17 protein-coding genes are annotated in these 14,501 nt (G+C 62.0%); 11 read left to right on the top strand and 6 right to left on the bottom strand.

Annotated elements, in window-relative coordinates:
• Positions 1-17 precede the first annotated feature (17 nt).
• From murA to MU846_RS09270, 3 genes are all read right to left on the bottom strand, one after another.
• Positions 18-1,280 (bottom strand): UDP-N-acetylglucosamine 1-carboxyvinyltransferase, encoded by a 1,263-nt coding sequence (gene murA / locus MU846_RS09280; protein ID WP_246951967.1) that lies wholly within the window; start codon positions 1,278-1,280, stop codon positions 18-20.
• 173 nt (positions 1,281-1,453) lie between these two features.
• Positions 1,454-1,711, bottom strand: coding sequence for a BolA family protein (locus MU846_RS09275; RefSeq protein WP_246951965.1), 258 nt, complete (start codon positions 1,709-1,711; stop codon positions 1,454-1,456).
• 59 nt (positions 1,712-1,770) lie between these two features.
• A complete protein-coding gene (locus tag MU846_RS09270; RefSeq protein WP_246951963.1) occupies positions 1,771-2,430 on the bottom strand; it encodes an MlaC/ttg2D family ABC transporter substrate-binding protein in 660 nt (219 codons plus the stop codon).
• A gap of 329 nt (positions 2,431-2,759) precedes the next feature.
• On the opposite strand from MU846_RS09270, the gene MU846_RS09265 reads away from it, so the two are divergent.
• The 10 genes from MU846_RS09265 (at position 2,760) to MU846_RS09220 (ending at position 10,251) form a co-directional block, all read left to right on the top strand.
• Positions 2,760-3,731: a KpsF/GutQ family sugar-phosphate isomerase gene (locus MU846_RS09265; RefSeq protein ID WP_246951961.1), complete on the top strand. Its 972-nt coding sequence runs from the start codon at positions 2,760-2,762 to the stop codon at positions 3,729-3,731.
• Positions 3,731-4,270 carry a KdsC family phosphatase gene (locus MU846_RS09260; protein WP_246951959.1) on the top strand — a complete coding sequence of 180 codons (540 nt, stop codon included), beginning with the start codon at positions 3,731-3,733 and terminating at the stop codon, positions 4,268-4,270. The genes MU846_RS09265 and MU846_RS09260 overlap by 1 nt, the downstream gene beginning before the upstream one ends.
• Positions 4,267-4,824 carry an LPS export ABC transporter periplasmic protein LptC gene (gene lptC, locus MU846_RS09255; RefSeq protein WP_246951957.1) on the top strand — a complete coding sequence of 186 codons (558 nt, stop codon included), beginning with the start codon at positions 4,267-4,269 and terminating at the stop codon, positions 4,822-4,824. The genes MU846_RS09260 and lptC overlap by 4 nt, the downstream gene beginning before the upstream one ends.
• Complete coding sequence (lptA, locus tag MU846_RS09250; RefSeq protein ID WP_246951955.1) at positions 4,805-5,302, top strand: lipopolysaccharide transport periplasmic protein LptA; 498 nt, start codon at positions 4,805-4,807, stop codon at positions 5,300-5,302. Before lptC ends, lptA begins: the two co-directional genes overlap by 20 nt.
• A gap of 123 nt (positions 5,303-5,425) precedes the next feature.
• Positions 5,426-6,151: an LPS export ABC transporter ATP-binding protein gene (gene lptB, locus MU846_RS09245; RefSeq protein ID WP_246951953.1), complete on the top strand. Its 726-nt coding sequence runs from the start codon at positions 5,426-5,428 to the stop codon at positions 6,149-6,151.
• A 498-nt stretch (positions 6,152-6,649) separates the two neighbouring features.
• Positions 6,650-8,143, top strand: a complete 1,494-nt coding sequence (locus MU846_RS09240) for an RNA polymerase factor sigma-54 (RefSeq protein ID WP_246951951.1) — start codon at positions 6,650-6,652, stop codon at positions 8,141-8,143.
• Between the two features lie 92 nt (positions 8,144-8,235).
• A complete protein-coding gene (hpf, locus tag MU846_RS09235) occupies positions 8,236-8,535 on the top strand; it encodes a ribosome hibernation-promoting factor, HPF/YfiA family (RefSeq protein WP_246951949.1) in 300 nt (99 codons plus the stop codon).
• A 24-nt stretch (positions 8,536-8,559) separates the two neighbouring features.
• Positions 8,560-9,036 (top strand): PTS IIA-like nitrogen regulatory protein PtsN, encoded by a 477-nt coding sequence (gene ptsN / locus MU846_RS09230; protein WP_246951947.1) that lies wholly within the window; start codon positions 8,560-8,562, stop codon positions 9,034-9,036.
• 55 nt (positions 9,037-9,091) lie between these two features.
• Positions 9,092-9,943 (top strand): RNase adapter RapZ, encoded by an 852-nt coding sequence (gene rapZ, locus MU846_RS09225; protein WP_246951945.1) that lies wholly within the window; start codon positions 9,092-9,094, stop codon positions 9,941-9,943.
• Positions 9,940-10,251, top strand: coding sequence for an HPr family phosphocarrier protein (locus tag MU846_RS09220; RefSeq protein WP_246951943.1), 312 nt, complete (start codon positions 9,940-9,942; stop codon positions 10,249-10,251). The genes rapZ and MU846_RS09220 overlap by 4 nt, the downstream gene beginning before the upstream one ends.
• A gap of 108 nt (positions 10,252-10,359) precedes the next feature.
• Here MU846_RS09220 and MU846_RS09215 read toward each other — a convergent pair whose 3' ends face one another.
• Positions 10,360-11,151: a BPSS1780 family membrane protein gene (locus tag MU846_RS09215; RefSeq protein ID WP_246951941.1), complete on the bottom strand. Its 792-nt coding sequence runs from the start codon at positions 11,149-11,151 to the stop codon at positions 10,360-10,362.
• Between the two features lie 46 nt (positions 11,152-11,197).
• Positions 11,198-12,550, bottom strand: coding sequence for a metalloprotease PmbA (gene pmbA / locus MU846_RS09210; RefSeq protein WP_371738821.1), 1,353 nt, complete (start codon positions 12,548-12,550; stop codon positions 11,198-11,200).
• A gap of 71 nt (positions 12,551-12,621) precedes the next feature.
• Between pmbA and yjgA the strand changes: the two genes are divergently transcribed.
• On the top strand, positions 12,622-13,161 hold the full coding sequence (yjgA, locus tag MU846_RS09205) for a ribosome biogenesis factor YjgA (protein ID WP_246951937.1): 540 nt from the start codon (positions 12,622-12,624) through the stop codon (positions 13,159-13,161).
• A 116-nt stretch (positions 13,162-13,277) separates the two neighbouring features.
• On the opposite strand, the gene MU846_RS09200 is transcribed toward yjgA, so the two are convergent.
• Complete coding sequence (locus MU846_RS09200) at positions 13,278-14,423, bottom strand: helix-turn-helix transcriptional regulator (protein ID WP_246951934.1); 1,146 nt, start codon at positions 14,421-14,423, stop codon at positions 13,278-13,280.
• Positions 14,424-14,501 lie beyond the last annotated feature (78 nt).

Raw genomic sequence — 14,501 nt, 5'->3', positions numbered from 1 at the left:
GGCGTCGGTCAGCCTTGTCAGCCCGGCACGCGGCGAATGCACGCGCCCAGCAGTTGCAGTTTTTCCTCGATACATTCATAGCCCCGGTCGATGTGGTAGATGCGATCCACCACCGTATCACCGTGGGCCACCAGGCCGGCAATCACCAGCGACGCCGACGCACGCAAATCGGTTGCCATCACGGGCGCTGCTTTCAGGTGCGGTACGCCACGGGAAATCGCGGTATTGCCTTCCACCTGAATGTCGGCGCCCATGCGGTTCATTTCCTGCACATGCATGAAGCGGTTTTCGAACACCGTCTCGACAATGGTGCCGGTGCCTTCTGCCACCGCGTTCAGGGCGGTGAATTGCGCCTGCATGTCGGTCGGCATGGCCGGGTAAGGCGCGGTGCGCAGTGATACGGCCTGCGGCCGGCGGCCTTCCATATCCAGGCTGATCCAGTCCTCGCCCACCTCGATCGTGGCGCCCGCTTCACGCAGCTTCTGCAAAGTGGCATCCAGCAGGTGCGGCGCCGTGTCCTTGACCTTGATGCGGCCGCCGGTGGCGGCTGCGGCGATCAGGTAGGTGCCGGTTTCGATACGGTCCGGAATAACGTTATGGTGGCATCCGCCCAGTTTCTCAACACCTTCGATAGTGATGGTATCAGTGCCGGCGCCGGTGATCTTGGCGCCCATCTTCGTCAGGCAATCGGCAAGATCGACCACTTCCGGCTCGCGAGCAGCATTTTCGATCACGGTGACGCCATCTGCCAGCGTGGCGGCCATCAGCAGGTTTTCGGTGCCAGTGACGGTGACGGTATCCATCACCAGCCGTGCGCCTTTGAGGCGGCCGTTCACTTTCGCGTGGACATTGCCGTTGACCACATCAATCTCGGCACCCAGTGCCCGCAGGCCGCGCAGGTGCAGATCTACTGGCCGGCTGCCGATAGCGCAGCCGCCAGGCAGCGATACGATCGCCTCGCCAAAGTGCGCCAGCAGCGGCCCGAGCACCAGAATCGAGGCGCGCATGGTGCGCACCAGCTCATAGGGCGCCTCAAGCACTGAAATGGTGCTGGCATCCACCTCGACATTCATGCGGTCGTCGATCACCAGCTTCACGCCCATGCGGCCGAGCAGCTCGATCAGGGTGGTCACGTCCTGCAGGTGTGGCAGGTTGCCCACGGTGACCGGCTCGGAAGCCAGCAGCGTAGCGGCAATGATCGGCAGTGAAGAATTCTTGGAACCGGAGATACGGATTTCGCCGTCCAGCCGCTTGCCGCCGGTGATGATCAGTTTATCCATGCGTGGAAAGTCCTGGTCGATTATGTGCTGGTGCTGTCTATGTATCTGTGCTGTGGTCTGTGCTGTGGTCTGTGCTGCTGCGTGCGCCGCAGCGCCCATTGCCAACGCACCCACTGTCACACACCCATATTGTGCCCTGCCACGCTCACAAAGGCGGGAACAGGCACACGGGTTCAGGCAATACCCATACGCTGGGCTTTATCCCATTCTGCCGGTGTGTAGGTATGGATGGTTACCGCGTGAATGTTGCCGCTGGCGATCTGCTCATTGATGCAGGCGTAGACCTGCTGCTGGCGGCGCACCTTGGACATTCCTTCAAACGTCTCGGCCACCACCAGAATCTCGAAACGGTCACCGCCGCCCTGCACGGTTGCCCGCGCACCTTCAATGCCTGCCTCAAGCAGAGCCTGTACCTGTTCAGGGTTCATCATGGCGCTCTCAAGCTATAAATGACCAAAGGGCGCCATGATACGGGTTTTGCGGGGAAAAATCAGGCGCCGTCGGCCGCTTCCTGCACCGCCTCGGCCGGCGTCTTGCCCTCGACTTCCACCTCCGCAGACCAGGATGCGATCACCCGATCAATGCTGCCATTGTGCTGTGCCATGGCCTGATCGAACTGGGCCCGGAACAGCCGCCCGAGATTCAGGCCGTTGACAATGACGTTGTCCACCCGCCAGCGATCGTCACTCTGGAACATGGTATAGGCGATCGGCACCACACGCCCGCTGCCGGTGATGAACTCCATCTGCACGCGGGCGCGGTTGCCCCGCAGATCACCCTCCGCCAGCGGCAGGACGTTGATCTGTTCGCCGGAATACATGGTGACGCCCGCAGCATAGGTCTGTACCAGGCTGTTGCGGAAGCGCTCCAGGAAGGCATTGCGCTGCTCGCGGGTGGCGGCCTCGAAATGCTCCCCCATCACCAACCGAGTGATCCGGCGAAAGTCCACCAGTTCTTCCAGTTCCTCGGTAACCACCATGCGGGTATACGCCGGATCGCGGGTCATGCGCTCACGCTCCGCCTCGATCCGTTGCGTCAAGGTGGTGACCGCGTCGCGAATGACTTCATCCGGCTGCTTGGCCTGTGCTGCTGCGGCCATGCCCAGCACCAGCAGCGGCAGGAAAAAAACGGATTGCCAGAAAGATTTCATCGGATTGCAGCTCCTTGGTCCGGCGCCTGGTGGCAACCGGCTGTCTTTGTCGATGTGCTATCCAAACAGGCGAACCCGGCGCTGTCCAGCCTTGTACGCCAGCCTTGCACGATAGTGACTGCCCGGTCGCTTCAGGCAGCCTGTTCTTGTTGGAACCGTTGCCGGCACGCAGGTTCCATGGCCGCAACCACTCGCCCGCCATTCATTTTGTAACACTTGTGCGCTGGCCGCCCCTAGGCTGCCCACCCCACAGGCGGCACAATTCCCGTTTGATGGCAACATAGCACCCCGTTTCGGCCTATAATGCGCGCCCTTCCGCAGGAGAGAACATGAGCAAACGCTTTCAGGATACTGCTCGCCGGGTGCTGCGCCTTGAAGCCGACGCTGTGGCCGAGCTGATCGACGCCGTTGACACACATATCGACCGAGCCTGTGAGCTGATGCTCAACTGCCGGGGCCGCGTGATCGTGACCGGCATGGGCAAATCCGGCCATATCGGCGACAAGATCGCCGCCACTCTGGCGAGCACGGGCACACCATCCTTCTTTGTTCACCCTGGCGAGGCATCCCACGGGGATCTGGGCATGATTACCCCGGATGATGTGGTGCTGGCACTGTCGAATTCCGGCGAAACCGGCGAGGTGCTGGCGATCCTGCCGGTACTCAAACGCCGTGGCATTGCATTGATCAGCATCACCGGCCGCCCCGGCTCTACCCTCGCCCGCCAGGCTGATGTACATATTCCGGTCGTGGTGCGTGAAGAAGCCTGCCCGCACAATCTCGCCCCCACCTCCAGTACCACCGCCGCGCTGGCCATGGGCGATGCGCTGGCCATCGCGCTACTGGAGGCACGGGGCTTCTCGGCCGAGGATTTCGCCCTGTCACATCCGGGTGGCAGCCTGGGCCGGCGGCTGCTTTTGACCGTTGACGATGTGATGCACACCGGCGAGCGCCTGCCCTGCGTGCAAGAAGATACTCCGTTGCGCGACGCGCTGCTGGAAGTCAGCCAGAAGGGCCTGGGCATGACCGCCATTGCCGATGCCGACGGCTGTCTGGCCGGCATTTTTACTGATGGCGACCTGCGCCGCACACTGGATCAACCACACATCGACCTGCGCCAAAGCCCGATCCGCGATGTCATGACGCCAAGCCCGGTGGTGATCCGCACCGGCCATCTGGCCGCCGAAGCACTGAAAATCATGGAACAGCACAAGATCAGCGGCTTGATCGTGGTCGATGACGCCGGGCACCCGGTGGGCGCACTCAACATGCACGATCTGCTGCGCGCAGGGGTGGTGTAATGAAAGACGGCACGACGAAAGACACCGGCAAGATGAGCATCCTGCGCGAGCGCGCCATCGCACTGCAACTGATGGCCTTCGATGTAGACGGCATCATGACCGACGGGCAATTGCTGTTCGGCCCGGAGGGCGAGCAGCTCAAGGTGTTCAATACGCTGGATGGCCACGGGCTCAAGCAACTGGCCCGCGCCGGCGTCACGCTGGCGCTGATAACCGGGCGCAATTCGCCCATGGTAGCGCGCCGCGCCGCTGATCTGGGCATTGAGCACGTCATCCAGGGCCGGGAAGATAAAGGCGTTGCCTTGCAGGCACTGGCCGGGGAACTCGGCGTTACCGCTGCCGCCGTGGGTTATGCCGGCGACGACGAGCCCGATGTGCCGGCGCTGCAATGGGCGGCACTGGCCTTTTCCGTACCCAATGCCCACGCCTGTGCCCAGCAAGCCGCCGACATCGTTACCCAGCGGCGCGGCGGCTACGGTGCCGTGCGCGAAATGTGCGATTTCATTCTGGCAGCACGCCGGGAGGCGGATCGCTCATGAGGCGCCAGGGCCTGCTCTCCGCCACCGGCCTGATACTGCTCAGCCTGATCGTGCTGATGACCTTGCACGAGTGGGAGGATCGGGTGCCCGATTTTCTCACCCAGCGGGAAGACACACCGCTGATCATTGCCGAAGCCGTGACCGCCCGCAGTTTCACCATTGAAGGCCAGCTGGAATACGACTTGCAGGCGGAGAAACTGACCGAAATGGATCTGCTCGGTGAAACATTGCTGGAGCATCCACGGCTGGCCCTGCACGATACGCAGCGCATCTGGGAGGTGGAATCGCAGGCCGGGCGCGTCACCGACAAAGGCCGGCACATCCGCCTTACCGGCGCGGTGGCAGCACGGCATTTCGGTGGCCAGCCAATGACCCTGCACACCGAAGAGCTGGTCTATCGCTCTTCACAGGAACAAATCAGCGCGCCGGGCGCGGTACGGATCACCCACCCGTCTGGCAGCACCCGGGCGGGCGCCATGGAGGCCAATCTCGTCACGGGCGAACTGCAATTGAAGAACAGAGTGGAAAGCCACTATGACATGCCTGCTTCGTAACTTGCTGCTGCTCGGCCTGCTTGGCCCGGCGGTGGCGCTGGCTGCGCCGCCAGCGGGTGAAATCACGGTGCGTGCCGATCAGGCAACCTTCCGCCAGCAAGAGGGCCTGGGCGTCTATCAGGGCAATGCCGAGCTGCGTCAGGGCAACCGCCAGATCAATGCCGATCGCATCGAGCTGCGCCTCAGCGACGGCGCGTTCAGCCGCGCCGAAGCGACCGGCAGCCCGGTACGGCTGCGCGAAGGCGATATTCTGGATGCTCGCGGGCAGGTGCTGGTGTATGACGTCACCAGCCAGACCATCACCCTGACCGGCGATGCCTATATCCGCCACGAAGGCCGCACCTTCGAGGGCGCACGTGTGGTCTACGACCTCGGCTCACGCAATGTCGAAGCCAGCGGCGATGGCGAAGGGCAGCGGGTGCGCCTGGTGATCCCGGCGCAGGATACCCGCGAGAGCACGACCACGCCGGAGGAATGACCGCTTCACACCTGCACCACCGCCGGGCACAGGTGTGGCCGGCAAGACATGACAGCATCGTCCATCGGCCGCCGGCGCGCCCAGCGGCCGATGGGAAATGAACAGGCCCGAAGGAGAGGCCCGGTGAATTTGCTCAGTGCCCATAATCTGGCAAAAAGCTACAAGGGACGCCGCGTTATCGAGGATGTCTCGCTACAAGTGGAGGCCGGCCAGGTGGTCGGCCTGCTCGGCCCCAACGGCGCCGGCAAGACGACCTGTTTCTATATGATCGTGGGCCTGGTGCCACCGGATGCCGGCTATATCACCGTCAACAGCGACAATATCACGACACTACCGATGCACGGCCGCGCCCGGCGTGGCATTGGCTATCTGCCGCAGGAAGCCAGTATTTTCCGTCGCCTGTCGGTGGCCGACAACATCATGGCGATCCTTGAGACGCGCAAGGATCTGGATCGCCCGGCCCGCGAAGCCCGCATGGAAAAGCTGCTGGAAGAATTCCATATCACGCACATTCGCGACAGCCTGGGTATGAGCCTTTCCGGCGGTGAGCGGCGCCGCGCCGAGATCGCCCGGGGGCTGGCTACCGACCCGGATTTCATCCTGCTGGATGAGCCCTTTGCCGGCGTCGATCCGATCTCGGTGAACGATATCAAAGGCATTATCCGGCACCTGCGTGATCGCGGCATCGGTGTGCTGATTACCGATCACAACGTGCGCGAGACGCTGGATATCTGCGATACCGCCTATATCGTCAGCGAAGGCCATATCATTGCGGCGGGCGACGCTGATTCCATTCTCGCCAACCAGAAAGTACGCGACGTTTATCTCGGCGCTGATTTCCGCCTCTAGGCGCTGACAGGTTACCCGGCACGCACGCGCCCGCTGCGTGCCGCTCTGCGTTACCTTGCCCGGCGCGGCCATGCCCGCCGCTGCCTTTCCGGCGTCTGCGCTATCCCTGCCCTCCTGCCTGTCCTGCCGATGAACCTTTTTCGCCCCTCTCCCCAACCTCTTATTCACTTCACTCACCCTTCGGGCCAGCCTGAGGCTGTATCTGCGCTTTGCTTGTCCCGCGAAGGAAGCGAGAAAAAGAGGGGGAGAAAAAAGATCGGTATTTGGACAACCCGTAGGTGCTTTCACAGATACCGGAAATGGCCCCACGGGAATCGACACTGAACCATTTTTTTGCGCCTGACGGCCCTGCTTTGCTACGCTTCACAGCGCCCAGCTTTCCTTCGCCCCCGGCTCCCCTAAACCTTTCATCGCCGACTTTCAAGAATAGGCACGATATTTGCTTATTGCTATGCTGGTAGCCGATCCACTTCTTGATCGGGGGCTGCGTAAATCAGAATGAAGCCAGGGCTACAGCTACAACTTGGCCAACAGCTGACAATGACACCGCAGTTGCAACAGGCCATCAGGCTACTGCAGTTATCGACGCTTGATCTGCGCCAGGAAATACAGCAAGCGGTGGAAAGCAATCCCTTGCTGGAACTGGAAGATGGCGGCCTGGAAGATCAGCTCCCGGATGATGACGACGCCGAGCTGGCCGAAGTCACCGGTGACGCTCCCGAGACGCTGGCGGAACTGGACAGCGGCGTGGACACCGAATGGGACGACGTCTACACCGAATCCCCCGGCGCAGGTGCCAGCAACGACGAATACGATCCCTGGGAAGAACGCACCGCCAGCACCGAGAGCCTCAGCGAACACTTGCTCTGGCAACTCAATCTCGCCGTGATGACGGACGCCGACCGGGCCATTGCCTACGCCATCATCGACGCCCTCGATCAACGGGGTTATCTGACCTCGAGCCTGGCCGATATTGCCGCTGCCACCCGACAGCTGCTCGGCGAATACCGTCCGGATGAACACTTGTCCGAGGAAAGCTTGCCCGAAGACGGCTTGCCCGACGACTTTCCCGAGGAAGACGAGGTGCTAGCCGTGCTGCGCCGGGTGCAGCATTTCGATCCGCCCGGTGTCGCCGCCCGCGATCTTGCCGAATGCCTGGCGATCCAGCTCCGCCAGCTGCCCGCCGCCACCCCCTGGCGCGACGAGGCGCTGGCGCTGACCGCCCACCTGCCGTTACTGGAGGCACGAGAGCTGCCTGCCCTGCGCCGCCAGCTGGGCGTCAACGAAGAAGGACTGGTGGCTGCGCTGCAACTGTTGCGTACTCTCACACCCAGCCCGGCCGACCAGATTGGCAACGTCGAGCCGGATTACATCGTGCCGGATGTGATCGTGCGCCGGCGCGGCCAGCGCTGGCTGGTGGAGCTCAACGTCGATGCGTTGCCGAAAGTAAGATTGAATCGCCACTACGAAAGCCTGGCCGGGCATGCCCGGCGCGAGGATGACAACCAGTATCTGCGCACACAAGTGCAGGAAGCGCGCTGGTTTCTCAAGAGCCTGCAAAGCCGCAACGAAACGCTGCTGAAAGTCGCCACTCGCATCGTCGAGGTGCAGCGCGATTTCTTCGAATACGGCGCAGAAGCGATGAAACCACTGGTGCTCGCAGATATCGCCAGCGCCGTGGAAATGCATGAATCGACGATTTCACGCGTCACAAATCAGAAATTCATGTTCACGCCACGCGGCATGTTCGAATTGAAGTTCTTCTTTTCCAGCCACGTCGGCACCGACGGCGGCGGTGAATGTTCAAGCACTGCTATTCGTGCCATTATTAAGAAGCTGATTGCTGCCGAGAATCCGCGCAAGCCGCTCAGTGACAGCCGGCTCGCCAGCCTGCTCAATGATCAGGGGATACAGGTGGCACGACGCACAGTCGCCAAGTATCGGGAGGCGATGAAAATTCCGGCGTCCAGCGAACGCAAGCGGCTGCTTTAGCTTGCCAGCAGCCATGCCCCTGGCAGGTTGCGGCAGGCACCACGGCAGCCCCGCTGGAAGCCGGATCACACAGCATGTACAGGAGTCAGCCCATGCAGATCAATATCAGCGGCCATCACCTGGAAATTACCGATGCCCTGCGGGAATATGTTAACGACAAGTTTGTCCGCCTGGAGCGCCACTTTGACCATATTACCAGCATTCAGGTGATCCTCTCGCCGGAGCCCAAAACTCACAAGGCCGAATCGGTGGTGCGCATTGCCGGCGGCGAGGTGTTTGCCACCGCAGAGGCCAATGACATGTACGCGGCCATCGACATGCTGACCGACAAACTCGACCGGCAGATCCTCAAGCACAAGGAAAAGTCGATCAATCGTAATCAGGGCCACTAGCCCTCTTTGACTTCAGGCAGCATCATGCGTGTACGGGAATTACTCAGTCCGGAAAGAACCCACCATCACCTGCACGGAGCCAGCAAGAAACGCCTGCTGGATCAGGTCGCACAACTGGCGGCCCAGTGCAGGCCGGAGCTGAACGAACAACAGGTTTTTGAAGCACTGATCGCCCGTGAGCGCCTGGGCAGCACCGGCATTGGGGAAGGCATCGCCATTCCCCATTGCCGCCTGCCCGGCTGCCAGCAACCGATGGGCATACTGATCAGCCTGGATGCCCCCATCGATTTCGATGCCGTGGACTCACGGCCGGTGGACCTGGTATTTGTGCTGCTGGTGCCAGAGGAGAACCCGGAGCAACACCTGAAAACGCTCAGCCATCTGGCTGCGCTGTTCAGCCAGCAAAGTTTTCGCGATGGTCTGCGTGCCGCCAGCGACGACGAAACCCTGTATCACGCCGCCGTGGATTCCGAGGCGGAACTGGATCTGGCCACTTGCTGAGCCGGCACCGATTTTTCAATGTCTGCCACCCTGGCAGCGCACGGGAGACTGCTGAATGAAACTGCTGATTCTCAGCGGCCGCTCCGGTTCGGGCAAGACCACCGCCCTTCAGGCTCTCGAAGACCTGGGCTTTTACTGCGTCGACAACCTGCCGCTTGGCCTGCTGCCCACGCTGGCGACGCAGCTGCGTGAAGAAACTCACGACATCAAACGCGTCGCCGTGGGTATTGATGCGCGCAACCTGCGCAGCCAGCTGCCCTGCTTCAGCGATATCCTCGCCCAGGTAAAGGAGCAGGGCGTCGATTGCGAAGTGATCTATCTGGATGCGCCACACGAAACCCTGCTCAACCGCTTCAGCGCCACCCGGCGCCGCCACCCGCTGAGCGATCAGAACATGTCGCTGGCCGAGGCCATCGAACATGAAGGCACGTTGCTGGCGAGCATTCAGGGAGCCGCCGATCTGCTGGTGGATACCAACCACCTCGACCCTCACAGCCTGCGCAATCTGATCCGCATGCGTGTGGCGCAGCGGGACGGCCGCATGTCGCTGCTGCTGGAATCCTTCGGTTTCAAGAATGGCGTGCCGGCGGATGCCGACCTGGTGTTCGATGCGCGCATGTTGCCCAACCCCCATTGGGATCCTGCGCTACGCCCGTTTGATGGCCGCCAGCAGCCGATCATCGATTTTCTTTCCAGGCAGCCGGATAGCGCCCGGCTGCTGGACGACATGGAGCAGTGGCTGCTGCACTGGCTGCCGCGCTATGAAGCCAACGACCGCAGCTACATGACCGTGGCGATAGGCTGCACCGGCGGCCAGCATCGCTCGGTCTATCTGGTGGAATGCCTGGCCGAGCGCCTGAACCGCGCCGGCTGGCCGGCACAGATCCGCCATCTGCAACTCGAATGACCGACCAGCGCACGTCACCGGGGGCCGATGCGCCCGCCACACTGCATGCAGAGCTGACGGTGAGCAATCGCCTCGGCCTGCACGCACGCGCGGCGGCCAAAGTAGTCAGCGTGGCCTCCCGCTTTGATGCCAGTATTCGCGTGCGTTGCGGTGAGCGAGAAGTGGATGCCAAAAGCATCATGGGCCTGCTGATGCTGGCGGCGACTCAGGGCACAGTGCTGCATTGCAGCATCAGCGGCGAGCACGCGCAGGAAGCCCTTGATGAATTGGTGGCGCTGTTTCAGCGCCACTTTGACGAAACGCCGTAACGCTCCCGGCCATTTTCTCCGGGTGACAGCGCAAGGCTGAGCAGTCAATCAGAACAGTCAAACCGAACGTTCGAACAGGGCGCCGGGGCCAGGCCCCGGCGCGACGAATCACAACGTATCAGTATAAATATCGCGGAACGAGCTGTAATAGGTCACCGCCAGCACAGGCAGCACCACCAGCAGCCCCAGCCCGAACGGAATCATCGCCAGCGCCAGCAGCACTATCGTGATGATGGTGTACCACAGCATCGGCAGGATATTCTTCAGGCAACCTGACAGGCTCGCTTGCAGGGCTTCAACGGGGCGTTGCCCGCCAAGCAGCACCAGCGCCGGCGCAAACCAGTAAGCGGCTATTACCGGGATGAACAGGGCGACGACGATCAGCGCCCAGAGGATCATTGGCTGCCAATTGACGCTATCCAGCTGCCCCATTGTTTCCGGGTTCATCAGCAGGCCGAAGGTGCCCCCGAGCATCACCATGCCCAGCAGCCCGGCCGCCACCATGACGGCAATGATCATCAGCAGATACAATCCGCCCAGCGCCAGCAACGGCGTAAAATGGGTGCTGAACGGGGCAAACAGATCCCCCACGGACGGATGGCGCTGTTCATCCGCCTTGTACAGCACACTCACCAGCCCGGCTGACAGGAACGGCGCCAGCAACACCGGCAGCAACAAACCCAGCAGCGGAATGAACTGCACCGCCATGGACAGCAGCCAGGCGACAAGCAGCGTCAGCAAAATCGTGCCCCAGGCGCTTTTGAAAACACGCCAGGCATCGGTGAACCAGCGCCAGCCGGCACCGATATCCCGCGCCCGTGGCGAATTGACCGTCAGAACGCCCTGAGGCGCGTGATCGGGCCGGAGATCGGCCGACGGCTGCTGGTAAGGGTTAGTCATACATGCTCCATTTTTATGGTGGTGACAGGCTCCACTGCCTGACTATTCAGATCCCCGCGATTTTCATCGGTGCCAGCAACAGACTGCCGCAATGGATATGCCCGCGCTGGTCGATATCGCTCCCCGCTGCTACCAGTGAGGCAAACATCTCGCCGAGATGGCCTGCAATGGTGAACTCCTCCAGTGGCGCCGTGATTTCGCCGTCTTCCACCCGGAAGCCCGAGGCGCCACGTGAATAATCTCCGGTGACGAGGTTTACCCCTTGCCCCATCACCTCGGTAATCAATATGCCGTTACCCATGCGCCGGCACAGTGCTGCCTGATCTTCTTCGCCATGGGTGATACGCAGGTTTCGCACGCCGCCGCCGTTGCCGGTGGGCGCCAGCCCCAGCCGGCGCGCCGCGTACAATCCCAGCGCGTAGCTCACCAGCACGCCATCGCGCACAAAGTCCTGATCCCGTGTGGCAATGCCATCACTGTCGAAGGGCGCTGAAGCGGCTCCCCGGAGCAGGCGCGGCAATTCGGAGATAGTGACCCATTCGGGGAACACCTGGCTGTTAAGCCGGTCACGCAGGAAGGATGCATTGCGATAAAGGGCCCCGCCGCTGATGGCCGAAACAAAATGTCCGAGCAGACCGCGTGCTACTTCCGGCGCAAACAGCAGCGGGCTTTCACCGGTGGCCGGGCGCTGCGCTCCGAGCCGCGCCAGCGTACGCTGTGCGGCGCGCTCACCAATTACCTCCGGGGCTGTCAATTGCGCTGCCTCACGCTGGCTGTCGTACCAGTAATCACGCTGCATGGCGCCTTCGTGCTCGGCCACCAGCACGCACGAGCGGCTGTGCTGAGAGCCGGCATAGGCACCGACAAAACCGTTGCTGTTGGCGTATACGCGAACGCTCACGGAGCTTGATACTGTGGCCCCTTCCGAGTTGACGATACGCGGGTCGGCACGCCCGGCGGCCTCGCACGCCTGCGCCTGTGCGATGGCTTCCGCCGGCGTGATGGCCCAGGGGTGGCAGAGATCAAGATCGGGCACGTCGCTGGCCAGCAGCTCGGGCTCGGCCAGCCCGCTGTGGGCGTCTTCTCCGGTCTGTTGCGCGATCGCCAGGGCCGCAGCAACGGTTTCACGCACGCTGCCTTCGGAATCGTCGCTGCTGCTGGCTGCGCCCTTGCGCTGGCCGATAAAAACTACCACTGACAGCGCCCGATCATTATGGAATTCAAGCGTTTCGATTTCGCCCATGCGCACCGTCACGGACAACCCGTTGCCAGCGCTGATGCCCACCTCTGCCGCTGTTGCACCTTGCCGGCGCGCTTCTTCCAGCACGTTGTGAGCACGCTCGCGCAGTGCATCAAGCGCCTGGGGCGTGGGCGCATTCAGAGTCGGGACAGCGGACATTTCATTCATAGGTCAGTTATCATTCGCGGGTCGTGTATGAAGGTGGCCAGCGGCCACGGCGGAAGATGATGATGGATGAGTATAGCGACGACCTCCTGCCCAGCAAATCAGCGCGCAAACGAGAAGTCGATGCGCTGCAGGATATCGGCGAACAATTGATGAACCTGAAGCCGGCAGATCTGGCCCGGCTGCCTTTGAACGATGCGTTGTTGCACGGCATCGAAGAAAGCCGCCGCATCACCTCGCATGAAGCACGGCGGCGGCAGGCGCAATATATCGGCAAACTGATGCGCGGCACCAACGGCGACGAGATCGAACAGGCGCTGGCAGCGCTGACCGATCCGCTGCGCCACAAACGGCTGCTGGACTGGATGGAGCGGCTGGATGGCTGCGCCGACACCCGTGCCGCTCAGCCGGTGATCAATGAAATCATCTCGTTTTATCCCGATGCCGAACGCCAACACCTGCGTAACCTGCTGCGTAACTACCTCGCCAGCCGGGCGCCGGAGGGGGTGATCCCGGATGACGTCACGAAAGACAAATTCCGCCGCGAGCGACGCAAGTTCTACGACTATCTGAACGAGCTGGAACGCCACGCGCCGCTGTATTGAGCAGCACTGGTGCGCTGGCAGCGCCTTGCCAGAAACGGCCCCTTTGTTGAGGCTCGCTCTCCAGCATCACTGCAAACGCATCGCTGCCGCCATGCGAAGGCAACCGGGGAAGGTGATTACCCGAAATGCCGGAAGTCCAGCCGGGCTTCCATCAGCATACGCATCAGGCCAGCCTGAGAATCCTGGCCGGTCTTCTGATAGATGACCTTCATCATGCTGCGCACAGTACTCAACTGCACGCCCAGCTCCGCCGCAACACTTTCCAGATCTGCGCTATTGACGAATGCCTGGCACGCCTGCGCTTCTCTGGGCGTCAAGCGATACAGCTCCTGAAGCGCGGCCAGCGGCAAGTGATGCTCGCCGTGTGCCTGGCTGATGAACAGCGCCGCAGCAATCTGATCGTGGCTCAGGTCCCGATAGGCGGCGAGCGTGGAGAGCGGCACTACGCTCAGCGTGAGGGCTTGGCCATCGGCGGTGGCAGGTATCCCCAGCACGCCGCCGGCCACCGGCGTATTATCGCGCTGGCTGGCACGGATGGCGCTGCGCACCAGCTCCTGCAAACGCCGCGCCAGCCCCAGATCATGCGGCAGCAGCCCTTCGTTGCGCACACTGATGCCGCCATGCTGCTGCAATTGCTGGCGGGCCACGGGGTTCGCATAACGGATGCGTTCAGCCCGATCAACCAACACGACGCCGGTGCCGAGCAGATCGAGCATCTGGTAAAGATGCTCGTTTTCACTTCTGACGCGCACCAGTTGCCGGTGGATTTCCACCGCCCGGCTCAGATGCGGTGAGAGCCGCTTGAGCATGGCCGCACTGTGTGCGGGAAACGGCTCGTAGTTGTTCAGCCCAACGCCGGCCAGACGATAGTGGCCCTTGTCGAACATCACGATTAACTGGCGGCGAATACCACGCTCGTAGAGCATGTCATAAAACGGGCCGGCGGCCGCGCGAAAGCCGTCTGGCCCGCCAAAGAATTCGTCGCTGGATGAAGGCTCGCCGGGCGCCACGTTGGCCATCCAGCGCTCATGCAGTTCCACTTCAAGCGCATCAAACCCCTGTTGACGCCACACGGCAATGTCATCTGGCGAAATATTGTGGGTGAACTGGAAATTGCTGCCGGGTTGCAGTACGTCCGTCACGGCGAGCATGATTTTCTCGCCGCCGCAGACATCAGCCAGGCCCGCCGTAACCTGGGGCCATAATTGGCTGTTGATCGCTGCGTCGTAGATATCCCCGATAAGATGCTGTTCCTGCACCATGCTCCGCCTGCCCCCTGCCCGCTTTGCTGGCCGCTTTGTTCTTGTTGTGCGGTATATCACAACGCTTCCTGCGACGGT

The organism is Alcanivorax quisquiliarum (assembly GCF_023051175.1).
Lineage (GTDB): Bacteria > Pseudomonadota > Gammaproteobacteria > Pseudomonadales > Alcanivoracaceae > Isoalcanivorax > Isoalcanivorax quisquiliarum.
The sequence above is the reverse complement of the archived record's forward strand: the minus strand, read 5'-3'. Positions and strand labels throughout refer to the sequence as shown.